Here is a 23,681-nt window from a genome sequence, read left to right as displayed (position 1 = left end):
GCGATTACTGGGCCAGCGGCAGCTTCGACTGCGCGACGTGGGAGAGGAGGTTTTCCACGGAAACGTGCATCACGTCGGTGAAAGGCTTCGGATACAGGCCCATCAGCATCGTGAACGCGGCGAGCACGGCCAGCATCACGAATTCGCGACGGCCGATGTCCTTCAGCTTGGCAACGTGATCGTTCGCCACCGCGCCGAAGTACACGCGCTTGTACATCCACAGCGTGTAGGCAGCACCCAGGATCAGCGTGAATGCCGCGCCGAATGCGATCCAGAAGTTGTACTGGACGGCCGCGAGAATCACCATGAACTCGCCGACGAAACCCGAGGTACCCGGCAGGCCGCAGTTGGCCATCGAGAACAGCATCGCGAATGCCGCGAACTTCGGCATCACGTTCACGACGCCGCCGTAGTCGGCGATCTGGCGCGAGTGCACGCGGTCGTACAGCACGCCGATGCACAGGAACATCGCGCCCGACACGAAGCCGTGCGAGATCATCTGGATGATCGCGCCTTCGACGCCCAGCTGGTTGAAGATGAAGAAGCCGAGCGTGACGAAGCCCATGTGCGCGATCGACGAATACGCGACCAGCTTCTTCATGTCGGACTGCACCATCGCGACGAGGCCGATGTAGATCACCGCGATCAGCGACAGCGTGATCACGACCGGTGCCAGGAAGTGGCTGGCGTCAGGCGTGATCGGCAGCGAGAAGCGCAGGAAACCGTACGCGCCGAGCTTCAGCATGATCGCCGCCAGCACGACCGAGCCGCCCGTCGGCGCTTCCACGTGCGCATCCGGCAGCCAGGTGTGGACCGGCCACATCGGCACCTTCACCGCGAACGCGAGGAAGAATGCAATGAACAGCAGGATCTGCGGCGTCATCGCAATCTTGGCGTCCTGCCACGTCGCGAGGTCGAACGAATGCGTCTGCGTGTACAGGTAGATCAGCGCGACCAGCATCAGCAGCGAGCCGGCCAGCGTGTACAGGAAGAACTTGAATGCCGCATACACGCGGTTCGGGCCGCCCCACACGCCGATGATGATGTACATCGGAATCAGGGTCGCCTCGAAGAACACGTAGAACAGCAGGCCGTCGGCCGCCGAGAACACGCCGATCATGATCCCGGACAGGATCAGGAAGGCCGCGAAGTACTGCGCGACGTTCTCGGTGATCACTTCCCACGCGCTGATCACGACGATCACCGTGATCAGCGCGGTCAGCACGACGAACCACATCGAGATGCCGTCGACGCCGAGGTGATACGCGATGTGGAAGCGTTCGATCCAGGTCGACTTCTCGACGAACTGCAGCGCAGCCGTGCTCGAGTCGAAGCCCGTGATCAGCGGGATCGTGACCGCGAGACCGAGCAGCGAACCGATCAGCGCGACCCAGCGGGCCGCCCCCGGATTTTTGTCGTTACCCACCGCAAGCACGAGGAGGCCGAAGACGATCGGCAACCAGATCGCGGTACTGAGAATCGGAAAAGCGTGCATTTATTGTCCCCCGCCTTATTTGCCGCCGAGCGTTACAAACAGGGTCAGGAGCCCCAGCATGCCGATGATCATGGCGAACGCGTAGTGATAGATGTAACCGGATTGGAGGAAGCGGATCACGCCGGCGAACCAGCCGATGAACCGGGCGCTGCCGTTGACGAGGCCGTCGATCACGACGACGTCGCCTTCCTTCCACAGGCCGCGGCCGATCGCCACCGAACCACGGGCGAACACCACTTCGTTGATCTTGTCCATGTAGTACTTGTTGTCCAGCAGCGTGTAGATCGGACCGAACGCGCGGCGGATCGACGCCGGCAGCGCCGGACGCTTCAGGTACAGGAACCATGCGACGACGACACCGGCGAGCGCGAGCCAGACCGGCAGGCCCGACACCGAGTGCAGGCCCATGCCCACCCAGCCGTGGAACTCTTCGGCCATCTCGGCCAGTGCCGGATGGTTTTCGCCGATGAAGATCACCTTGTCGAATGCGACGCCGTGCAGGAAGAAGTCGCCGAACAGCATCGGGCTGACCGCGATCGCACCGATGATCACCGACGGGATCGCCAGCAGGACCAGCGGCACCCACACGACCCACGGGGTCTCGTGCGGCTCGTGCGCGTGGTCGTCATGACCGTGGCCATGGCCGTGGTCGTCGTGGCCGTGCGCGGCCGCCATGCCCATCGGCGATTCCGGATGCTTCGGCTTGCGGAAGCGCTCTTCGCCGTGGAACACCAGGAAGTACATGCGGAACGAGTACAGCGCCGTGACGAACACGCTCGCGACGACCGCGAAGTATGCGAAGCCCGAACCCGGCAGGTGCGACAGCTTCACCGCATCGATGATCGAGTCCTTCGAGTAGAAGCCCGAGAAGAACGGTGTGCCGATCAGCGCGAGCGAACCGACGAGCGACGTGATCCACGTGATCGGCATGTACTTGCGCAGGCCGCCCATGTTGCGGATGTCCTGGTCGTGATGCATGCCCATGATCACCGAGCCCGCGCCGAGGAACAGCAGCGCCTTGAAGAACGCGTGCGTCATCAGGTGGAACAACGCGACCGGGTACGCGGACACGCCGAGCGCGACCGTCATGTAGCCGAGCTGCGACAGCGTCGAATACGCGACCACGCGCTTGATATCGTTCTGGATGATGCCGAGGAAGCCCATGAACAGCGCCGTGATCGCGCCGATCACCGTGACGAACGACAGCGCGGTGTCGGACAGTTCGAACAGCGGCGACATGCGCGACACCATGAAGATGCCGGCCGTCACCATCGTCGCCGCGTGAATCAGCGCCGAGATCGGGGTCGGGCCTTCCATCGAATCCGGCAGCCACACGTGCAGCGGGAACTGTGCCGATTTACCCATCGCGCCGATGAACAGGCAGATACAGGCAACGGTCAGCAGGCCCCAGTCGGTGCCCGGGAAGTGCAGGCTCGCGAGCTCCGCGCGCTTTGCGAACACTTCGCCGTAGTTCATCGAGCCGGCGAACGCGAGCAGCAGGCCGATGCCGAGCAGGAAGCCGAAGTCGCCCACGCGGTTCACGAGGAACGCCTTCATGTTCGCGTAGATCGCGCTCTCACGCGTGAAGTAGAAGCCGATCAGCAGGTACGACACCAGACCCACCGCTTCCCAGCCGAAGAACAGCTGCAGGAAGTTGTTGCTCATCACGAGCATCAGCATCGAGAACGTGAACAGCGAGATGTACGAGAAGAAGCGCTGGTAGCCGTCTTCTTCCGCCATGTAGCCGATCGTGTAGATATGCACCATCAGCGAGACGAAGGTCACGACGACCATCATCATCGCGGTCAGCGAATCGACGAGGAAGCCGACTTCGAGCTTCAGCGAGCCGACGTTCATCCATTCGTAGACGGTCGCGTTGAAGCTTGCGCCGCCCATCACGTCGAAGAAGACTTTCGCCGACAGGAGGAACGCGATCATTACGCCGAGGATCGTGATCCGGTGTGCGCCCTTGCGCCCGACTGCGTTCCCGAACAGCCCCGCAATCAGCGAGCCGGCCAGCGGAGCGAGCGGAATCGCCAGCAGCAGGTTTTCATTGAGTGTCGTTGACATAACAGCGTTGCCTGAAATTAACCTTTGAGCTGATCGAGATCCTCGACATTGATCGTGTCGAGCTTACGGAACAGGGTCACCAGAATCGCGAGACCGATCGCGGCTTCCGCTGCGGCGACGGTCAGCACGAAGAACACGAAGATCTGGCCGTGCACGTCGCCGAGGTAGTGCGAGAACGCGACGAAGTTGGTGTTCACCGCCAGCAGCATCAGTTCGATCGCCATCAGGATGATGATGATGTTGCGGCGGTTCAGGAAGATCCCGACGATCGCGATCGCAAAGAGGATCGCGCCGAGCACGAGGTAGTGAGCAAGAGTCAGCATGGTTTTCTTTTCCTCCGCTTAGCCGTTGGTGCTCGAACCGGCTTCGCTCTGCGCCGTTTCCGGCTGCGGCTTTTCCGCTTCCATCTTCACGAGGCGCACGCGGTCGTCGCGGCGCACCTTGACCTGATCCGACACGCGCTGGCGCTTGCTGTCCTTGCCCTTGCGCTCGGTCAGCCCGATCGCGGCGATGATCGCGACCAGCAGCACCAGGCCGGCGATTTCAAACGCGAAGATGTAGTCGGTGTAGATCACCTTGCCGATCAGGCGCGTGTTCGACCAGTCGGCCATCGCGCCCGTCGCCATGGCGTGCACCGTGTGCGTGTCGCCGTAGCCGCGCCACAGGATCAGCGCGGTCTCGACCACGATGATCGCGCCGACCACCGTCGCCATCGGCACGAAGCGCTTGAAGTCGCGGCGCAGGTAATCGATGTTGATGTCCAGCATCATCACGACGAACAGGAACAGCACCATCACGGCGCCCACGTACACCAGCACCAGCAGGATCGCGAGGAACTCCGCTTCCAGCAGCATCCAGATCGCGGCGGCGTTGAAGAACGCCAGCACAAGGAAAAGCGCAGACGCCACCGGGTTGCGCGAAGTGATCACCTTCAGCCCTGATACCACCAGGAGCAGCGCGAAGATGTAGAACAGTACGGTCGTGAATTCCATGATTACCGGTTCATCGTTAGGCCATAGTCAGGCGCGGCTTGCGGGACGCTCTCGCGTGCCGCACCCGTCGCGGCGGCTCGGCCCGTTCATGCCGGGCCGGCACTGCAAACACAATCAACGATACGGCGCGTCGGCGGCCTTCGCCGCGGCGATGTCCTTCTCGTAGCGATCGCCCACCGCGAGCAGCATTTCCTTCGTGAAATACAGGTCGCCGCGCTTTTCGCCGTGGTACTCGAGAATCTGCGTCTCGACGATCGAATCGACCGGGCAGCTTTCTTCGCAGAAACCGCAGAAGATGCACTTCGTCAGGTCGATGTCGTAGCGCGTCGTGCGGCGCGTGTTGTCCGCGCGCGTTTCCGATTCGATCGTGATCGCCATTGCCGGGCACACGGCCTCGCAGAGCTTGCACGCGATGCAGCGCTCTTCGCCGTTTTCGTAGCGGCGCAGCGCATGCAGCCCGCGGAAACGCGGCGAGATCGGGGTCTTCTCTTCCGGGAACTGCACGGTGAACTTGCGCCGGAACGTGTAACGACCGGTCAGCGCGAGCCCCTTCAGCAGTTCCGTCAGGAAGAAGGTCTTAAAGAAGTGTTGGATTGCCGTCATGATTTCGTCCGATCTTTACTTCACCCAGATGTTGAGCGGCGACATCATCCAGAAGCCGACCACGACCACCCAGATCACCGTGACGGGCAGGAACACCTTCCAGCCCAGACGCATGATCTGGTCGTAACGGTAGCGCGGGAACGTCGCGCGCACCCAGATGAACACCGACAGCAGCGCGAATACCTTCAGCACCAGCCAGAAGATGCCCGGAATGAACGACAGGAATTCGAACGGTGCATCCCAGCCGCCGAGGAACAGCGTCGCGGCCAGCGCCGAGATCACGATCATGTTGATGTACTCGGCGAGGAAGAACAGCGCGAACGCCATGCCCGAGTAATCGATCATGTGACCGGCAACGATTTCCGACTCCCCTTCCACCACGTCGAACGGGTGACGGTTCGTTTCGGCGATGCCCGAGATGAAGTAGACGACGAACGCCGGCAGGAGCGGCAGCCAGTTCCACGACAGGAAGTTCACGCCGTGGCCCGCGAAGAAGCCATGCTGCTGCGAGTTGACGATTTCCGACATGTTCAGGCTGCCGGCCGTCATCAGCACGAGCACCAGCGCGAAGCCCATCGAGATTTCGTACGAGACCATCTGCGCCGCGGCGCGCATCGCGCCGAGGAACGCGTACTTCGAGTTCGACGCCCAGCCCGCGAGGATCACCGCGTACACGCCGATCGACGAGATCGCCATCGCGTACAGCAGGCCCGCGTTGATGTTCGCGAGCACGGCCTGGGCCTGGAACGGGATCACGGCCCACACGGCGAACGCCGGCACGACGGTCATGACCGGCGCGATCAGGTACAGCCAGCGGCTGGCGGCGCTCGGCTGAATCACTTCCTTCAGCAGCAGCTTCAGCACGTCGGCGATCGGCTGCAGCAGGCCGCCGGGGCCGACGCGGTTCGGGCCAAGACGCACGTGCATCCAGCCGATCAGCTTGCGTTCCCACAGAATCAGGTACGCGACGCACAGCAGGATGACGACGGCGACGACGAGGATGCGCACGATGGCCCACACCGTCGGCCACGCGATGCCGAGAAGCTGGGCGCCGCCCGCGTTGATCGTATCGAACAAGCTCATTTACGCCTTCTCCACCACCAGTTCACCGGACAGGCTGCCGAGCGCTGCGCCGGCAGGCGTTGCCGCCGACACGCGAACGACCGTCTCCGCAAGATTCGCGTCGCGCACGGCCGGCAACTGCACCGCACGCTCGCCCTGGCGCACGCGCACCGCGTCGCCTTCCTTCAAGCCCAGCTTGTCGAACAGCGCGGCCGGCAGGGCTGCGGCGTTCGCCACCTTCGCGGCGGCCGTCAGGTGCAGCGCACCTGCACGGCGCACGAGTGCGTCGGCATGATAGATCGGCACGTCGGCGAGGCGCTCGAAGCCGCCGTTCGCGGCAACTGCCGCGACGCGAGCCGGCGCGACCGACGCCTGGTTCGACAGACGGCTCGCGACGCCTGCGTCGCCGAGCGCCGCGACGCGCACTTCTTCCGCCGTTTCGTATTCGAAGTTCGGCAGACCGAGCAGGCTGCCGAGCACGCGCAACACCTTCCATGCCGGACGCGTGTCGCCGAGCGGACGCACGACGCCGTTGAAGCTCTGCACCGAGCCTTCCGCGTTCACGTACGTACCGGCCGTTTCCGTGAACGGCGCGATCGGCAGCAGCACGTCGGCGTAATCGAGGCCATGCTTGAACGGCGACATCACGACGACCATTTCGGCCTGGTTCAGCGCGGCAAGCGCCTGCGCCGGATCGGCCGTGTCGAATTCCGGTTCGACGTTCAGCAGCACGTAGCCCTTGCGCGGCTGCGCGAACGCTTCGCGTGCGTTCAGGCCGCCTTCGCCCGGCAGTGCGCCGACGACGTGCGCGCCGACCGTGTTCGCCGCTTCCGTCAGGAAGCCGAACGTGGCGCCGGTATTGTCGGCGATCCACTGCGCGACGGCGTGCAGCTTCGCGAATTGCGGATGACGGACGGCCGCGTTGCCGAGCAGTACCGCGCGGCGCTCGCCGTTCGCGAGCGACTGGGCGACCGCTTGCGCGGCCGGCGATGCGGTGACGCCTGCAAGCATGTCCGGCAGCGCGACGCCGCGCAGTTGCGCGACGGCCGCGGCGACGCCGGCCAGTTCGTCGAGCCATGCCGACGGCGCGGCGACGATGCGCTTCGCGCTCGGGATCAGCGAGTCGTCGGCGGTCGCGTGCAGGAAGTGCAGCTTCGCGCCGTTCTTCGCGGCCTGACGCAGGCGTGCGGCGAACAGCGGGTGATCGCGGCGCAGGAACGAACCGACGACGAACGCGGCATCCACGTTCGACAGGTCGGCGATCGGCATGCCGAGCCACGGTGCGCCCTGGACCGGCGCCGAGAAGTCCTGCTGACGCAGACGGAAGTCGACGTTCGGCGTCTTCAGTTCGTGGGCGAGCTGCTTCACGAGGAACAGCTCCTCAGCGGTGCTGTGCGCGCTCGCGAGCATCGCCAGCGCGTTCGCGCCGTGATCCGCGGCGATACCCTTCAGGCCCTTCGCGACATACTCGAGCGCGGTCTGCCAGTCGGTTTCGATCCACTGGCCGCCCTGCTTCAGCATCGGCTTCGTCAGGCGCTCTTCGCTGTTCAGGCCTTCGTACGAGAAACGATCCTTGTCCGAGATCCAGCATTCGTTGATCGCTTCGTTCTCGAACGGCAGCACGCGCATCACGCGGTTGTTCTTCACCTGCACGACGAGGTTCGCGCCGACGGAATCGTGCGGGCTCACCGACTTGCGACGCGACAGCTCCCACGTACGGGCGCTGTAGCGGAACGGCTTGCTGGTCAGCGCGCCGACCGGGCACAGGTCGATCATGTTGCCCGACAGCTCGGAGTCGACCGTCTTGCCGACGAACGTCGTGATTTCCGAGTGCTCGCCGCGGCCCAGCATGCCGAGTTCCATCACGCCGGCGATTTCCTGGCCGAAGCGGACGCAGCGCGTGCAGTGGATGCAGCGCGACATCTCTTCCATCGAGATCAGCGGGCCCACGTTCTTGTGGAACACCACGCGCTTTTCTTCCGAGTAGCGCGACGACGACTTGCCGTAGCCGACCGCCAGATCCTGCAGCTGGCATTCGCCGCCCTGATCGCAGATCGGGCAGTCGAGCGGGTGGTTGATGAGGAGGAATTCCATCACCGACTGCTGCGCCTTCACGGCCTTGTCGGACTGCGTGCGCACGATCATACCGGCCGACACGGGCGTCGCGCAGGCAGGTACGGCCTTCGGCATCTTCTCGACTTCGACGAGACACATCCGGCAGTTGGCCGCAACCGACAGTTTCTTGTGATAGCAGAAGTGAGGAATGTACGTATCCGCCTTGTGCGCAGCCTGGATCACCATGCTGCCTTCGGGCACCTCGACCTTCTTGCCGTCTATTTCAAGTTCAACCATGATGGTGAATGGTCCTTAACCTATTTCCGCCCGTTCGCGCCTTCGCCCGACCGTGCGCTCAAATTCCGCAACCGGTGCTTCGCTTCAGGCTGCCGCCGCGTGCGCGTGGCCGCCGACCATGCAGTGCTTGTGCTCGACGTGGTACGCGAATTCGTCCCAGTAATGCTTGAGCATCCCGCGAACCGGCATCGCCGCCGCATCGCCGAGCGCGCAGATCGTGCGGCCCATGATGTTCTCGGCAACCGAATTCAGCAGGTCCAGATCTTCCTGGCGGCCTTCGCCGTGCTCGATACGATTCACGACGCGATACAGCCAGCCGGTGCCCTCACGGCACGGCGTGCACTGGCCGCACGATTCCTCGTAGTAGAAGTACGACAGGCGCAGCAGCGAACGCACCATGCAGCGCGTCTCGTCCATCACGATCACCGCGCCGGAGCCGAGCATCGAGCCCGCCTTCGCGATCGAGTCGTAATCGAGATCGGTCTGCATCATGATGTCGCCCGGGATCACCGGTGCCGACGAACCGCCCGGAATCACGGCCTTGATCTTGCGGCCACCGCGCATCCCGCCGGCGAGCTCCATCAGCGTCGCGAACGGCGTGCCGAGCGGCACTTCGTAGTTGCCCGGACGCTCGACGTCGCCCGACACTGAGAAGATCTTCGTGCCGCCGTTGTTCGGCTTGCCGATCTCGAGGTAATTCTGCGGCCCGATGGACAGCAGGAACGGCACCGCGGCGAACGTCTCGGTGTTGTTGATCGTGGTCGGCTTGCCGTACACGCCGAAGCTCGCCGGGAACGGCGGCTTGAAGCGCGGCTGGCCCTTCTTGCCTTCGAGCGACTCGAGCAGCGCCGTTTCCTCGCCGCAGATGTACGCGCCGTAACCGTGGTGCGCGTGCAGCTGGAACGAGAATTCCGAGCCCATGATGTTGTCGCCGAGGAAACCCGCGGCACGCGCCTCATCGAGCGCGGCCTCGAAGCGTCGATACACTTCGAAGATTTCGCCGTGGATGTAGTTGTAGCCGACGGTGATGCCCATCGCGTACGCGCCGATGGCCATGCCTTCGATCAGCGCATGCGGGTTCCAGCGCAGGATGTCACGATCCTTGAACGTGCCGGGCTCGCCTTCGTCCGAGTTGCAGACGAGGTACTTCTGCCCCGGGAACTGGCGCGGCATGAAGCTCCACTTCAGGCCGGTCGGGAAGCCCGCACCGCCACGGCCACGCAGGCCCGACGCCTTCACGTCGGCGATCACCTGCTCCGGCGGAATCTTTTCTTCGAGAATGCGGCGCAGCTGCTTGTAGCCGCCGCGCGCAACGTAATCTTCGAGATGCCAGTTCTCGCCGTTCAGACCAGCGAGGATCAGCGGTTTGATGTGACGGTCGTGAAGGGACGTCATTTCGAAAGCTCCTCAAGCAGCTGGTCGATCTTCTCGCGGCTCATGAAGCTGCACATTCTGTGATTGTTCACCAGCAGCACCGGCGCATCGCCGCACGAGCCCATGCATTCGCCTTCCTTCAGCGTGAACTTGCCGTCGGGCGTGGTCTCGCCGAAGCCGATGCCCAGCTTCTGTTTCAGGTAGTCGGCCGTCGCCTCGGCGCCGCCGTGCGGACCGAGCTGGCACGGGAGGTTCGTGCAGAGCGTGATCTTGTGCTTGCCGACCGGGTTGAGCTCGTACATCGTGTAGAACGTCGCGACTTCCTGCACGGCGACGGCCGGCATGCCGAGATAGTCCGCGACGAACTGCATCAGTTCGGGCGACAGCCAGCCGTGCTCTTCCTGAGCGACGGCCAACGCCGACATCACGGCGGACTGTTTCTGATCGGCGGGATACTTCGTCAACGCTCGATCGATTTCCTTCAGGCCTTCAGCTGAGATCATTTTCAGACACGACTCTTTCAATTCCTACCGAACGAACAACCTGCCGCACTGCAGTGCATGGACGGCAGACCTGGCGCTCACTGTTGACAGCTTGCGAAGCCGCGCCGGTTCAGCGCGCCTCGCGTGTGACTGACTGCTCGCCGCCCGCTCGCGCAGGCGGCGCAACCATTAGCGATCGATTTCGCCGAACACGATGTCCTGCGTACCAATGATCGTGACGGCGTCGGCAATCATGTGACCGCGCGCCATTTCATCGAGCGACGCGAGGTGCGCGAAGCCCGGTGCGCGGATCTTGAGGCGATACGGCTTGTTGGCACCATCGGACACGAGATAGATGCCGAATTCGCCCTTCGGATGCTCGACTGCCGCGTACGCTTCGCCTTCCGGCACGTGAAAACCTTCGGTGAAGAGCTTGAAGTGGTGAATCAAGTCTTCCATGTTGGTCTTCATGCCGACGCGCGACGGCGGCGCAACCTTGTGATTGTCGGTCATCACCGGGCCCTGATTCTTGCGGAGCCACTCAATACACTGTTTCGCGATACGGACCGACTGGCGCATTTCTTCGACGCGCACCAGATAGCGGTCGTAGCAATCGCCGTTCACGCCGACCGGCACGTCGAAATCCATGCGGTCGTACACTTCGTACGGCTGCTTCTTGCGCAAGTCCCAGGCGATACCCGAGCCGCGCAGCATCGGGCCCGTCAGGCCCATCTGCAGCGCACGTTCCGGGCTGACGACGCCGATCCCGACCAGACGCTGCTTCCAGATCCGGTTGTCGGTCAGCAGCGTTTCGTATTCGTCGACGCACTTCGGGAAACGCGTGAAGAAGTCGTCGATGAAGTCGAGCACCGAGCCGCTGCGCGCTTCGTTCATCTTCGCGAGCGCCTTCTCGTTGCGAATCTTCGACGCCTTGTATTGCGGCATTGCGTCAGGCAGGTCGCGATAGACGCCGCCCGGGCGATAGTACGCCGCGTGCATCCGGGCGCCGGACACCGCTTCGTACACGTCCATCAGGTCTTCGCGCTCGCGGAATGCGTACAGGAACACCGCCATCGCGCCGACGTCGAGTGCGTGCGCGCCGATCCACATCAGGTGGTTCAGCACGCGCGTGATCTCGTCGAACAGCACGCGGATGTACTGCGCGCGCTCGGGCACGTCGACGCCGAGCAGACGCTCGATCGCAAGCACGTAGCCGTGCTCGTTGACCATCATCGACACGTAGTCGAGACGGTCCATGTACGGCACGGACTGGATGAAGGTCTTGCTTTCCGCGAGCTTTTCAGTCGCGCGGTGCAGCAGGCCGATGTGCGGATCGGCGCGCTGGATGACTTCGCCGTCGAGCTCGAGCACCAGGCGCAGCACGCCGTGCGCTGCCGGGTGCTGCGGGCCGAAGTTGAGGGTGTAGTTCTTGATTTCTGCCATGACGCCCCCTTAATGTTTCAGACCGCCATAGCGATCCTCGCGGATCACGCGCGGCGTGATTTCGCGCGGCTCGATCGTCACCGGCTGGTAGACGACCCGCTTCTCTTCCGGGTCGTAACGCATTTCGACATAGCCCGACACCGGGAAGTCCTTGCGGAACGGGTGGCCGATGAAGCCGTAGTCGGTGAGGATGCGGCGCAGGTCGGGGTGACCCTCGAACACGAGGCCGTACAGGTCGAACGCTTCGCGCTCGTACCAGTTTGCGGAAGTCCAGATGTCGACGAGCGACGCCACGATCGGCAGATCGTCGTCCGGCGCGAACACGCGCAGGCGCAGGCGCCAGTTGTTCGTGACCGACAGCAGCTGCGACACGGCCGCGAAACGCGGGCCGTCGTAGGCACCGTCGCCGTAGGTCTGGTAGTCGACGCCGCAGAGGTCGATCAGCTGCTCGAAACGGAGCTTCGGATCGTCGCGCAGCGTCTTTGCGACTTCGAGGTAATCGCTCGCCTTCACGACGAGCGTCAGTTCACCGATCGCTTCGGTGAGGCTCACCACGCGCGCGCCGAGCGCGGCTTCGAGGTTTGCCTTGAGGGTCTCGATTTTGCTTGCCATATTGAGGGGACGCTCGGGGGCTTTATTGACGGGCGATGGTATTGGTGCGGCGGATCTTCGCCTGAAGCTGGATCACGCCGTAGACCAGCGCCTCGGCCGTGGGCGGACAGCCCGGCACGTAGACGTCGACCGGCACGATCCGGTCGCAACCGCGGACCACCGAGTACGAGTAATGGTAGTAGCCACCACCGTTCGCGCACGACCCCATCGAGATCACCCAGCGCGGCTCGGCCATCTGGTCGTACACGCGGCGCAGCGCGGGCGCCATCTTGTTGCACAGCGTGCCGGCGACGATCATCACGTCCGATTGACGCGGGCTCGGACGGAACACGACCCCGAACCGGTCCAGGTCATAACGGGCCGCGCCCGCATGCATCATCTCGACGGCGCAACACGCGAGCCCGAACGTCATCGGCCACAGCGAGCCGGTACGCGTCCAGTTGATCAGCTTGTCAGCCGTCGTGGTGACAAACCCTTCCTTCAAGACCCCTTCGATACTCATTTGCTTTCCACTCCAGACGAGCGGCCCAGCGTGGCCGCCCATGCAAACCGGCGATTAACCCATCACTCCCAGTCGAGACCGCCTTTCTTCCAGATATAGGCAAAGCCCAGCAGGAATTCGAGCAGAAAAATCATCATTGCGATGAAACCCGGCCAGCCGATGTCCCGGAGCGCGACGCCCCACGGAAACAGGAACGCGGTCTCGAGATCGAAGATGATGAACAGGATGGCGACGAGGTAGTACCGGACGTCGAATTTCATCCGGGCGTCTTCAAAGGCTTCGAAGCCGCACTCGTACGGTGCGTTCTTCTCGACGTCCGGCTTGTTGGGACCAAGGAGCTTGCCGATGCTGACCAGCGCTATACCTAAACCAGTGCCCACGAGGAGGAACAACAAGACGGGGTAATAGGCTGCGAGGTTCAAGGCAATCCTCTATCGGTTGGTTCTGAGCGTCCGGAGAATACCACTTCCGGCGGAAGGAATCATTTCGGAGTGCAGGCGATCGCAAGACAATCGCAAGCGGACCCCACAAATGAAAAATGCCAGCCACTAGAAGCGGCTGGCATTGAGTAACTTTGGTGCCGACGGCGAGACTCGAACTCGCACAGCTTTCGCCACTACCCCCTCAAGATAGCGTGTCTACCAATTTCACCACGTCGGCACTGCATGCAACTCGGGTTGTACTGCTCGTTTCCCGCGAATCGCTTCAAGAATTAAATTCTAACCCGAGTTCCAGATTTGTTCAACGCACAAACGCAAAAAATTGGGCTTTTTATTTCGGGACATCCTGGCCCGGCGCACTCGCGGCCGAACCCGCGGCAGCGGACGCTGCGACGGCCGGAGCCGACGCCGCGGGCGCCGATGCCGGCGCGGTCGCTGCCGCACCGAGCACGCCTGCCGACGGCGTCGACTTGTACGAGCCGAGGTACGTCAGCGCGAGCGTCGCGACGAAGAAGATCGTCGCGAGAATGCCCGTCGTGCGCGACAGGAAGTTCGCCGAGCCCGTCGCGCCGAACAGGCTGCCCGACGCGCCGCTGCCGAAGGCGGCGCCCATGTCGGCACCCTTGCCGTGCTGCAGCAGCACGAGCCCGATCACACCGAGTGCAGACAGCACCTGCACGACAATAATCAGCGTCTTGAATAACAGCATCACACCCACCCGATTGGATCAGGCGACCGGACCGACCGGCCGCCGTCATGGTTCAATTCGATCCCGGACCGCTCAACGCGCGGCCCGGCAGATCGCCAGGAAATCTTCCGCCTTCAGCGACGCGCCGCCAATCAGGCCGCCGTCGATGTCCGGCTGCGCGAACAGCTCTTCCGCGTTGTCCGGCTTCACGCTGCCGCCGTACAGCACCGACACGTCCGCCGCCCCCTTCGCCGCGAGACGCGCACGCAGGAACGCATGGACATCCTGCGCCTGCGCCGACGTCGCGCTCTTGCCCGTGCCGATCGCCCAGACCGGCTCGTACGCGACGACGATGCGCGCCGCTTCGTCAACCGTCAGCACGGCCAGCACGGCGTCGAGCTGCGCACCGACCACCTGCTCGGTCGAGCCCGCTTCACGCTCGTCGAGCGTTTCGCCGACGCACACGACGGGCGTGAGGCCTGCCGCGAGCGCGCGCTGCGTCTTCGCAGCGACGGTCTCGTTGCGTTCGCCGTGATACGCGCGACGCTCCGAGTGACCGACGATCGTATAATGCGCGCCGAACTCCGCCACCATCGCGGCCGCGACCTCACCGGTGAACGCGCCCTGCTCGTGCGCGGACACGTCCTGCGCGCCGAACGCGACGCGGCCGCCGGCGAGCTGCGCCTGAACCTGCGCGAGGTACGGGAACGGCACGCACACGCCGACCGACGTTTCGGCCGGCACCGCGCCCGCGCCCTGCACCACTTCGTTCAGCAACGCCTGGTTGCCGGCCAGCCGGCCGTGCATCTTCCAGTTGCCGATCACTCGCTTTGTTCGTTGTTTCGACATCGTGTCTGTCTCGTCATCGACGTGCCGGAAACCGGCCGTCAGGTTGGATCTGGCGAAGCAAACCCGCGATTTTACTGCGCACGGCTTGAACCGGTCAAACCACACATGTCAAGTCCGGCCGCACGGACCGTCAGGCGGTCGTACCCCAATCGAGCACGATCTTGCCGATGTGCTCGCCGCTTTCCATCAGCGCATGCGCCTGAGCGGCGTCGCCGGCCGGCAGCACGCGGTAGATGACGGGCTTGATGCGGCCTTCCGCGAGCAGCGGCCACACGCGCGCCTTCAGCTGCGCGGCGATGCGCGCCTTGAACTCGACCGGACGCGGACGCAGCGTCGAGCCCGTCACCGTCAGCCGGCGGCGCAGGATCTCGTTCAGGTTGACCTCGGCCTTCGCGCCGCCGAGCAGCGCGATCAGCACGAGGCGGCCGCCATCCGCGAGGGCGGACAGTTCGCGCGGCACGTACGCGCCCGCGACCATGTCGAGGATCACGTCGACGCCGCGATCGTGCGTCAGCGACTTGACGACCTCGACGAAGTCCTCGGTCTTGTAGTTGATCGCACGCTCGGCACCGAGTGCCTCGCATGCGCGGCATTTGTCGGCGTTCCCGGCCGTCGCGAACACGCGAAAGCCGAGTGCGTGCGCGATCTGGATCGCCGTCACGCCGATCCCGCTCGAGCCGCCCTGCACGAGCAGGGTTTCCTGCTCGCCGCCCTCGCCCGCACCGAGCAGCGCGCGGTCGAACACGTTGCTCCACACGGTGAAGAACGTTTCGGGCAACGACGCGGCTTCGATGTCGGTCAGCCCGTCGGGCACCGGCAGGCATTGCGGCAGCGGCGCAACCGCATACTCGGCGTAGCCACCGCCCGCGAGCAGCGCGCAGACGCGGTCGCCGAGCTTCAGGCCGAACGGGTTCAGCGCGGCATCCGACAGGTCGCCGCCGACGATCTCGCCCGCGACCTCGAGGCCCGGCAGATCCGACGCGCCCGGCGGCGGCGCATACGCGCCCTTGCGCTGGAAGACGTCCGGCCGGTTCACGCCGGAAGCCGCCACCTTGATCAGCACTTCGCCGCGCTTCGGGTCGGGGCGCGGACGCTCCGCGAGCTTCAGCACGTCAGGGGCGCCGAATTCGGTGATTTCGATGGCTTTCATGGTGGTCGCTCCAGGATCGGAATCGGGGACGCGCCCTGATGCGGCACGGGCGCCTCGCCGGCGCTGCTGCGCCGCACAACGATGCTACAGAAAAAACGGCCGGCGCGCTTTCGCACTGCCGGCCGTTCTCACACCTGCCCGCTTACTGCTGCGGCGGCGTATCCGACTGCGACGCCGCCGCTGCTTCATTCAGCAGCGCCTTCGCCGACAGACGCACGCGACCCTTTTCGTCCGTCTGGATGACCTTGACCTTCACTTGCTGGCCTTCCTTCAGGTAGTCGTTGATGTCCTTCACACGCTCGTTGACGATTTCCGAGATGTGCAGCAGGCCGTCCTTGCCCGGCAGCAGGTTCACGATCGCGCCGAAATCGAGCAGCTTCAGAACCGTGCCTTCGTACACCTGGCCGACTTCGATCTCGGCCGTGATGTTCTCGATGCGCTTCTTCGCTTCGGCCATGCCTTCGCTGCTCGTGCTCGCGATCGTCACGACGCCGTCATCCGAGATGTCGATGGTCGTGCCGGTTTCTTCCGTCAGCGCGCGGATCACCGAACCGCCCTTGCCGATCACGTCGCGGATCTTTTCCGGGTTGATCTTGATCGTGATCATGCGCGGCGCGAATTCCGACAGCTGCGTGTTCGCACCCGAGACCGCCGACGTCATCTTGCCGAGGATGTGCATGCGGCCTTCCTTCGCCTGCGCGAGCGCGACCTGCATGATTTCCTTCGTGATGCCCTGGATCTTGATGTCCATCTGCAGCGCCGTCACGCCTTGCTCCGTGCCGGCCACCTTGAAGTCCATGTCGCCGAGGTGATCCTCGTCGCCGAGGATGTCGGTCAGCACCGCGAACTTGTTGCCTTCGAGGATCAGGCCCATCGCGATGCCCGCGACGTGCGCCTTCATCGGCACGCCGGCGTCCATCAGCGCGAGGCAGCCGCCGCACACCGATGCCATCGACGACGAACCGTTCGATTCGGTGATTTCCGACACGACGCGGATCGAGTAGCCGAATTCGTCGGCGCTCGGCAGGCACTTGACCAGTGCACGCTTCGCGAGGCGGCCGTGACCGATTTCGCGGCGCTTCGGCGAGCCGACGCGGCCCGTTTCGCCCGTCGCGAACGGGGGCATGTTGTAGTGGAGCATGAAGCGCTCGCGGTATTCGCCTTCGAGCGCGTCGATGATCTGCTCGTCACCCTTCGTGCCGAGCGTCGCGACGACGAGCGCCTGCGTTTCGCCACGCGTGAACAGCGCCGAACCGTGGGTGCGCGGCAGCACGCCGGTACGGATCTCGATCGGACGCACGGTGCGCGTGTCGCGACCGTCGATGCGCGGCTCGCCGTTCAGGATCTGCGAACGGACGATCTTCGCTTCGATGTCGAACAGGACGTTGCCGACGGTGGCCTTGTCGGCCGCGACCGTGCCGGCCGCCAGCGCGTCTTCCTCGAGCTTCGCCGAGGTCGCCGCGTAGACTTCCTTCAGCTTCGTCGAGCGCGCCTGCTTGTCGCGGAGCTGGTAAGCAGCGAGCAGTTCGTTCTGTGCCAGTTCGGTCACGCGCGCGATCAGCGCTTCGTTCTTCGGCGCCGGCTGCCAGTCCCACTCGGGCTTGCCGCCTTCGCGCACGAGTTCGTGGATCGCGTCGATCGCCGTCTGCATCTGCTCGTGGCCGAACACCACGGCGCCCAGCATCACGTCTTCCGTCAGCTGGTCGGCTTCCGACTCGACCATCAGCACGGCACGCTCCGTACCGGCGACGACGAGGTCGAGGCTCGATGCCTTGATCTGGTCACGCGTCGGGTTCAGCACGTAGGCATTGTCGATGTACGCAACGCGCGCGGCACCGACCGGGCCGTTGAACGGCAGGCCCGACACGGCGAGCGCGGCCGACGCGCCGATCAGCGCGGGGATGTCCGCCGGGATTTCCGGGTTCACGGACAGCACGTGGATCACGACCTGCACTTCGTTGTAGAAGCCTTCCGGGAACAGCGGACGCAGCGGACGGTCGATCAGGCGCGACGTCAGCGTCTCGTGTTCCGACGGACGGCCTTCGCGACGGAAGAAGCCGCCCGGGATCTTGCCGGCCGAGTAGGTCTTTTCGAGGTAGTCGACGGTCAGCGGGAAGAAATCCTGGCCCGGCTTCGCCGACTTCGCGCCGACGACGGTTGCCAGCACGACGGTGTCTTCCACGTCGACGATCACGGCACCGCTCGCCTGGCGGGCGACTTCACCGGTTTCGAGGCGCACCTTGTGCTGGCCCCACTGGAATTCCTTCACGACCTTGTTGAACATGGACATGGTTGCTCCTTTGAACTCATTCATTTCATTCGCCGCCCGGGCCATCCCGCGCGGCGGCGTCCCGACCGAATCACCCGGAGCAAGGTGTGTTTTTTATGCCATTCCAGCGCGGCGCTCGTCGAGCGGCGCGCTGGAATGACACAAATCCCGACCCCGGCATCAGCCGTTCCGGCAGCCCGGCATCCACGTGCCGGACAACCTGCGGTGCGCGTGACGCTACGCACCGCGCAAAAACAAAATGCCTGCATCAGCGGACTGACACAGGCATCTTGCTGGCGGCAATCGCCTCGATTACTTACGCAGACCCAGCTTCTCGATCAGCGCGCGGTAACGGTCGGCATCCTTGCCCTTGAGGTAGTCGAGCAGCTTGCGGCGGCGGCTCACCATGCGCAGCAGGCCGCGGCGGCTGTGGTGGTCCTTCGCGTGGGTCTTGAAGTGACCCGTCAGTTCGACGATACGTGCGGTCAGCAGTGCGACCTGGACTTCGGGCGAACCCGTGTCGTTGGTACCGCGGGCGAACTGAGCAACGACTTCCGACTTCTTGATATCTGCAACAGACATGTGATTTCCTTGGTTTCCTACTTGCTAACTGAACAGGCGGACACGGAAGAAAGGCCGTGCCGTGACTTACAACCGGCGGGCATTGTAGCACAACTGCACGCCGTTCCTACCGCCTCCTGTCACGGGCGCGTCATCGAGCATGTCGACGGCATCTGCGTGCGCTGCGCGGGCACCGCGAGGACCGTCCGGAAGCCGTAGCCCGAGCCCTCGTTGTCGAAGCGCACGCTTGGCGTGCCGGCCTTGTCCATTGCCATCACGTAAAGGGGCTGGATCAACTGGTGATCCTGTGCGCGCATCGTCGACGCGTGGAAGCCGTCGTCGAACGACAGCCCCTCCAGCGCGCGCGCCACCGCGACAGGGTCGGCCGAGCCGGCCCGATTCATCGCCGCCGCGAGCATCTCGATCATCAGGCTCATGCGCCGCACCGGATAGTCGTCCTGGGCCGCCGGGAAACGGGTTCGGAACGCACGATAGAACGCGTCGGACTTCGCGCCGCCCGCGTTCGGATGCCAGTCCGCGACGGCGATCACCCGCCCGACGCCCGCGTCGCCCAGTGCCGCCGGCGCGCCGAGGCTGTTGCCGTAGAACGTGTAGAACTTCGCGTTCAGCCCCTGCTCGCGCGCCGCCTTCACGAGCAGCGTGAGATCGTTGCCCCAGTTGCCGGTCACGACGGCGTCCGCGCCGCTCGCCCGGATCTTCGCGATGTACGGCGAGAAATCCTTGATACGGCCGATCGGATGGAACTCGTCGCCGGCGATCGCGATGTCGGGGCGCCGCTCGGCCAGCGCCTGCCTTGCCAGCGCACTGACGTCGTGGCCGAAGCTGTAGTCCTGGTTCAGCAGGTAGACCTTGCGCAGCGCGCGGTCGCGCGCCATCACGTCCGCCAGCGCGGCCATCCGCAGCCCCGCGTGCGCGTCGAAGCGGAAATGCCAGAAGCTGCAGCGCGCGCCGGTCAGCGCAGGGTCGTCGGCCGAATAGTTGAGGAACAGCATCCGGCTGTCCGGATTGCGTGCGTTCAGCTTGTCGAGCGCCGCGACGAGCGCGGCCGCGACCGCCGAACTGTTGCCCTGCGCGACGAAACCGATGTGCCGGTCCGCCGCCGCGCGCAATTGCACGAGCGCCTCTTCCGGGCTGCCCTTGCTGTCGAGCACGGCGAGTTCGAGCGGATGCGCGCCGTCGCGCAGTTTCACGCCGCCTGCCGCATTGACCCGTTCGACGCCGAAGCGCAGGTTGCGCTCGACCGCCGCGCCCGCATTCGCGAACGGACCCGACATCCCTTCGATCAGCGCGATCCGCACCGGCTCGCCCGCCGCGAACGCGGACGACGCCAGCATCCACCCGGCGCTCAATGCGAGCGCGCACCGTTTCCACAGCTGCATCGGCTACCTGCCCTTCAATCTGCCCGAGAAGCGCGGATCATAGGCCGCGGGCGCGCCTGGCCGCAAGCGCGGCACGACACCGAACCCCGACGGCACACCGCCGGCGATCCGCACCGATTTTTTCGGCACGATACGCCGGCGCGCGCCGTCCGTGATACAACTGAACGGTCAGTGAGTTCTGGAGAATCCCATGCGCATTCGCATTCCCGCGCGCCTGCCGGTGCTGGCCGCCTGCGCGGCGGCACTGCTCGCCGGCTGCGCGCAACCGTGGCAGCAATACCAGGCCGGCCAGGACGAGTCGGCGATCGTCGCGCGCATGGGCCCGCCGCGCGAGATCTACGACCTGCCCGGCGGCGGCAAGCGCCTGATGTGGCCGACCCAGCCGATGGGCGAGATCACCGTCGCGGCCGACGTCGACGCGGCCCACCGGATCGTCAACGTACGCCAGGTGCTGCAGCCGAGCGAGTTCTATCGCGCGGAAATCGGCAAGTGGACCAAGACCGACGTGCTCGTCAATTTCGGCCGCCCGGTCGAGACGTCCTACTTCCCGCTGATGAAACGCGAGGTGTGGACCTATCGCTATCTCGAGGACAACGTCTGGTACATGATGTACAGCTTCTACTTCGACCCGCAGGGCATCCTGCGCACCACGCAGAAAACGCCGGACCCGCTGCACGATCCCGACCGCCGCAACCTGTTCTGAGTGGATCGATTGCGCCTTGACGCACAATTTTCGCAATGGCCATTCACGAATCACTGCGTGAATGGCCATTTCATTTTTTCCGTCATATTGATTAATTTCGATTTCGACGCGGCAATCCTTTCCGATTGAAGACGCTCCGGAGGCTATTACGCCGAGACCCATGCCACGCGGCCGTCTGCAGGAAACAGGCAGATACGATGCATGTCATGCGTTGCATTGGTGCATTCGATGCACCTCGCCAGATCCAGTTGAAACAATTTGTATCAGTGGCACCGGCCGTTAGGGCATACCCCTAATATCAGTCGAAATTGAACCTTTCAATTTAGAAAGTATCTTATTGCCCCACTTCGTCCGGTATCCGTTTGCCTTTATCAGAAAGGAGTCCTCATGAATCGCCCCAAGAGCATGCTGGTTGCCAACATCGCCTGGGCCCGCGAAACGCGCGAACACACACCCGGCTTCTTCGACGCGCTCGCGCGCGGCCAGAACCCGCGCGTGCTGTGGATCGGCTGCGCCGACAGCCGCGTGCCGGCCGAAACCATCACGCACTGCGTGCCCGGCGAGCTGTTCGTCCATCGCAACATCGCGAACCTGTTCCATCCCGACGACGACAATTCCGCGAGCGTGCTCGAGTATGCCGTGCGCGTGCTCGAAGTCGACCACGTGATCGTGTGCGGCCACTACGGGTGCGGTGGCGTGCGCGCGTCGCTGCTGCCGCCGCCCGCCGACCTGCCGCATGTCGCGCGCCGCATCGCGCCGCTCTGCGCGCTCGCGCGGCGCCACCGCGACACGCTCGACGGGCTCGACGAAACGGCCGCCGCCGACCGCCTGGCCGAGCTGAACGTGCTCGAACAGGTACGGCTGCTGCGGGCGTCGCCGATCGTGCATGGCCGGCAGCGGCCGCCGCTCGTGCACGGCTGGATCTTTTCGCTCGCCGACGGCCGCCTGAAGGAACTCGACTCCGGCTACACGGCGCCGCCGGCCGAAGCCGAACCGGAGCGTGCCGCCACGGCCGCCGCACTCGCCTGACCCTCGCCCTCCCCTACGCCAATGAAATAGCCAACCATGAAACTGAATGAGCGCCTGTCCACCCTGCCGCGCGATATCGTCGCCGGCATCGTCGTTTTCCTCGTCGCGCTGCCGCTGTGTCTCGGCATCGCCAATGCGTCCGGCGTCGAGCCGTTCGCCGGGCTCGTGTCCGGCATCGTCGGCGGCATCGTCGTCGCGCTGCTGAGCGGCTCGTCGCTGTCGGTCAGCGGGCCGGCCGCCGGCCTGGTCGTGATCGTCGTCGAAGGGATCGCGCAACTCGGCAGCTTCTCCGCGTTCCTGCTCGCGGTGCTGCTGTCCGGCGTGCTGCAGTTCGGCTTCGGCATGCTGCGCGCCGGCCGCTTCGCCGCCTACGTGCCGTCGCCCGTCATCAAGGGCATGCTCGCGGCGATCGGCCTGCTGCTGATCGTGAAGCAGATTCCGTTCGCATTCGGCATCGGCGGCGCGGCGGCGCAATCGTTTGCATCATGGCCGGGCCTGCCGACCGCATGGGCCGCGACGGCCATCGCGCTCGTCTCGCTCGCGCTGCTGCTCGCCTGGGACGCGCCGGCGCTCAAGCGCTTCGCCTGGGTGCGCTCGATACCCGCGCCGCTCGCGGTCGTCGTGTTCGGCATCGGTGCAACGCTGGTGCTCGGCGCGCTCGTGCCGTCGGTCGCGCCGGGCGCCGCGCATCGCGTCACGCTGCCCGAGCTCGGGTCGTTCGCGGCCTTCGCCGCGTCGCTCAAGCATGCCGAGCTCGGCCCGAACTTCGCGCAGCTCGTCAATCCGGACGTGTGGCGCGTCGCGATCACGCTCGCGGTCGTCGCGAGCCTCGAGACGCTGCTGAGCCTGGAGGCGGTCGAGCAGATCGATCCGAAACGCCGGCCGACCCAGCCGGACCGCGAGCTGAAGGCGCAGGGCGTCGGCAATCTCGTCGCGGGCGCGGTCGGCGGGCTGCCGATCACGTCGGTGATCGTGCGCAGCTCGGTCAACGTGAACGCGGGTGCGCAAAGCCGGATGTCGGCGATCGTGCACGGGATCCTGCTGCTCGCCAGCGTGTTCGCGCTCACCGGACTGATCAACCTGATCCCGCTCGCGAGCCTCGCGGCGATCCTGATCCACACCGGCTTCAAGCTCGCGAAACCGGCCCTGTTCCGCTCGGTGCTGAAGCAGGGTCCGGCCGCGTTCGTGCCGTTCGCCGCGACCATCGCGGGCGTGCTGGCGGTCGACCTGCTGTTCGGCATCGCGATCGGCCTCGCGTGCAGCGTGCTGGCGGTCGCGGTGGCGAACCTGAAGAGCCCCGTCACGCTCGCGCAGCACGACGATCACTTCCTGCTGTCGTTCCGCAAGGACGTGTCGTTTCTCGGCAAGGTGCAGGTCAAGCATCACCTGCGGCACATTCCGGACCGTGCGGCCGTGATCATCGACGCGACGCGCGCCGACTACATCGATCACGACGTGCTCGAACTGCTCGATGGGTTCGTCGCCGATGCGCCGCGGCGCGGGATCACGGTCGAATTCCGCCGTCGCAGCCCGGCGCCCCGCCCGGCCGCGCGCCGCTGGATGTTCCGCGCGCCTGCCGCCGAATGAGCGGCGCATGAAAAAACG

At 64.7% G+C, this 23,681-nt stretch carries 22 protein-coding genes and 1 tRNA gene; 3 read left to right on the top strand and 20 right to left on the bottom strand.

Annotated features, from left to right (window positions below):
* Positions 1-4: 4 nt before the first annotated feature.
* The 20 genes from DIE22_RS11005 to DIE22_RS10905 form a co-directional block, all read right to left on the bottom strand.
* Positions 5-1,495 (bottom strand): NADH-quinone oxidoreductase subunit M, encoded by a 1,491-nt coding sequence (locus DIE22_RS11005; RefSeq protein WP_124498170.1) that lies wholly within the window; start codon positions 1,493-1,495, stop codon positions 5-7.
* 15 nt (positions 1,496-1,510) lie between these two features.
* A complete protein-coding gene (nuoL, locus tag DIE22_RS11000; protein ID WP_124498169.1) occupies positions 1,511-3,565 on the bottom strand; it encodes an NADH-quinone oxidoreductase subunit L in 2,055 nt (684 codons plus the stop codon).
* Positions 3,566-3,582: 17 nt separating this feature from the next.
* On the bottom strand, positions 3,583-3,888 hold the full coding sequence (nuoK, locus tag DIE22_RS10995) for an NADH-quinone oxidoreductase subunit NuoK (RefSeq protein ID WP_004185739.1): 306 nt from the start codon (positions 3,886-3,888) through the stop codon (positions 3,583-3,585).
* An 18-nt stretch (positions 3,889-3,906) separates the two neighbouring features.
* The gene (locus tag DIE22_RS10990; RefSeq protein ID WP_014896509.1) at positions 3,907-4,557 is read right to left on the bottom strand and encodes an NADH-quinone oxidoreductase subunit J; all 651 of its coding nucleotides are present in this window, start codon (positions 4,555-4,557) and stop codon (positions 3,907-3,909) included.
* A gap of 114 nt (positions 4,558-4,671) precedes the next feature.
* Positions 4,672-5,160 (bottom strand): NADH-quinone oxidoreductase subunit NuoI, encoded by a 489-nt coding sequence (gene nuoI / locus DIE22_RS10985; RefSeq protein ID WP_011885529.1) that lies wholly within the window; start codon positions 5,158-5,160, stop codon positions 4,672-4,674.
* A gap of 15 nt (positions 5,161-5,175) precedes the next feature.
* Entirely contained in the window at positions 5,176-6,243 is a 1,068-nt protein-coding gene (gene nuoH / locus DIE22_RS10980) for an NADH-quinone oxidoreductase subunit NuoH (protein ID WP_124498168.1), read from the bottom strand.
* The gene (gene nuoG, locus DIE22_RS10975; protein WP_124498167.1) at positions 6,244-8,574 is read right to left on the bottom strand and encodes an NADH-quinone oxidoreductase subunit NuoG; all 2,331 of its coding nucleotides are present in this window, start codon (positions 8,572-8,574) and stop codon (positions 6,244-6,246) included.
* Positions 8,575-8,658: 84 nt separating this feature from the next.
* Positions 8,659-9,969: an NADH-quinone oxidoreductase subunit NuoF gene (nuoF, locus tag DIE22_RS10970; protein WP_006756904.1), complete on the bottom strand. Its 1,311-nt coding sequence runs from the start codon at positions 9,967-9,969 to the stop codon at positions 8,659-8,661.
* Positions 9,966-10,451 carry an NADH-quinone oxidoreductase subunit NuoE gene (gene nuoE, locus DIE22_RS10965; RefSeq protein ID WP_006756903.1) on the bottom strand — a complete coding sequence of 162 codons (486 nt, stop codon included), beginning with the start codon at positions 10,449-10,451 and terminating at the stop codon, positions 9,966-9,968. The genes nuoF and nuoE overlap by 4 nt, the downstream gene beginning before the upstream one ends.
* Positions 10,452-10,619: 168 nt before the next feature.
* Positions 10,620-11,873: an NADH-quinone oxidoreductase subunit D gene (locus DIE22_RS10960; RefSeq protein ID WP_124498166.1), complete on the bottom strand. Its 1,254-nt coding sequence runs from the start codon at positions 11,871-11,873 to the stop codon at positions 10,620-10,622.
* 9 nt (positions 11,874-11,882) lie between these two features.
* On the bottom strand, positions 11,883-12,485 hold the full coding sequence (locus DIE22_RS10955; RefSeq protein ID WP_124498165.1) for an NADH-quinone oxidoreductase subunit C: 603 nt from the start codon (positions 12,483-12,485) through the stop codon (positions 11,883-11,885).
* A gap of 22 nt (positions 12,486-12,507) precedes the next feature.
* Complete coding sequence (locus DIE22_RS10950; RefSeq protein ID WP_006398799.1) at positions 12,508-12,987, bottom strand: NuoB/complex I 20 kDa subunit family protein; 480 nt, start codon at positions 12,985-12,987, stop codon at positions 12,508-12,510.
* Between the two features lie 62 nt (positions 12,988-13,049).
* The gene (locus DIE22_RS10945) at positions 13,050-13,409 is read right to left on the bottom strand and encodes an NADH-quinone oxidoreductase subunit A (protein ID WP_006398798.1); all 360 of its coding nucleotides are present in this window, start codon (positions 13,407-13,409) and stop codon (positions 13,050-13,052) included.
* Between the two features lie 153 nt (positions 13,410-13,562).
* Positions 13,563-13,647 (bottom strand) — tRNA-Leu (locus DIE22_RS10940).
* A 111-nt stretch (positions 13,648-13,758) separates the two neighbouring features.
* A complete protein-coding gene (gene secG, locus DIE22_RS10935; protein ID WP_047898610.1) occupies positions 13,759-14,136 on the bottom strand; it encodes a preprotein translocase subunit SecG in 378 nt (125 codons plus the stop codon).
* 72 nt (positions 14,137-14,208) lie between these two features.
* A complete protein-coding gene (gene tpiA / locus DIE22_RS10930; protein ID WP_124498164.1) occupies positions 14,209-14,964 on the bottom strand; it encodes a triose-phosphate isomerase in 756 nt (251 codons plus the stop codon).
* A 130-nt stretch (positions 14,965-15,094) separates the two neighbouring features.
* Positions 15,095-16,114, bottom strand: a complete 1,020-nt coding sequence (locus DIE22_RS10925; protein ID WP_124498163.1) for an NAD(P)H-quinone oxidoreductase — start codon at positions 16,112-16,114, stop codon at positions 15,095-15,097.
* Between the two features lie 142 nt (positions 16,115-16,256).
* Positions 16,257-18,404: a polyribonucleotide nucleotidyltransferase gene (gene pnp, locus DIE22_RS10920; RefSeq protein ID WP_124498162.1), complete on the bottom strand. Its 2,148-nt coding sequence runs from the start codon at positions 18,402-18,404 to the stop codon at positions 16,257-16,259.
* A 291-nt stretch (positions 18,405-18,695) separates the two neighbouring features.
* Positions 18,696-18,965, bottom strand: a complete 270-nt coding sequence (gene rpsO / locus DIE22_RS10910) for a 30S ribosomal protein S15 (protein ID WP_006398792.1) — start codon at positions 18,963-18,965, stop codon at positions 18,696-18,698.
* Between the two features lie 119 nt (positions 18,966-19,084).
* Positions 19,085-20,344, bottom strand: coding sequence for a branched-chain amino acid ABC transporter substrate-binding protein (locus DIE22_RS10905; RefSeq protein WP_124498161.1), 1,260 nt, complete (start codon positions 20,342-20,344; stop codon positions 19,085-19,087).
* A gap of 190 nt (positions 20,345-20,534) precedes the next feature.
* On the opposite strand from DIE22_RS10905, the gene DIE22_RS10900 reads away from it, so the two are divergent.
* The 3 genes from DIE22_RS10900 (at position 20,535) to DIE22_RS10890 (ending at position 23,663) form a co-directional block, all read left to right on the top strand.
* Positions 20,535-21,047: a hypothetical protein gene (locus tag DIE22_RS10900; protein WP_027784990.1), complete on the top strand. Its 513-nt coding sequence runs from the start codon at positions 20,535-20,537 to the stop codon at positions 21,045-21,047.
* Positions 21,048-21,434: 387 nt separating this feature from the next.
* Positions 21,435-22,076, top strand: a complete 642-nt coding sequence (locus DIE22_RS10895) for a carbonic anhydrase (RefSeq protein ID WP_124498160.1) — start codon at positions 21,435-21,437, stop codon at positions 22,074-22,076.
* A gap of 36 nt (positions 22,077-22,112) precedes the next feature.
* Complete coding sequence (locus tag DIE22_RS10890) at positions 22,113-23,663, top strand: SulP family inorganic anion transporter (protein ID WP_124498159.1); 1,551 nt, start codon at positions 22,113-22,115, stop codon at positions 23,661-23,663.
* Positions 23,664-23,681: the final 18 nt, after the last annotated feature.

The sequence above is a fragment of the Burkholderia sp. Bp9142 genome (assembly GCF_003853415.1).
Classification (GTDB): Bacteria; Pseudomonadota; Gammaproteobacteria; order Burkholderiales; family Burkholderiaceae; genus Burkholderia.
This window is presented reverse-complemented; position numbering and strand designations above follow the sequence as displayed.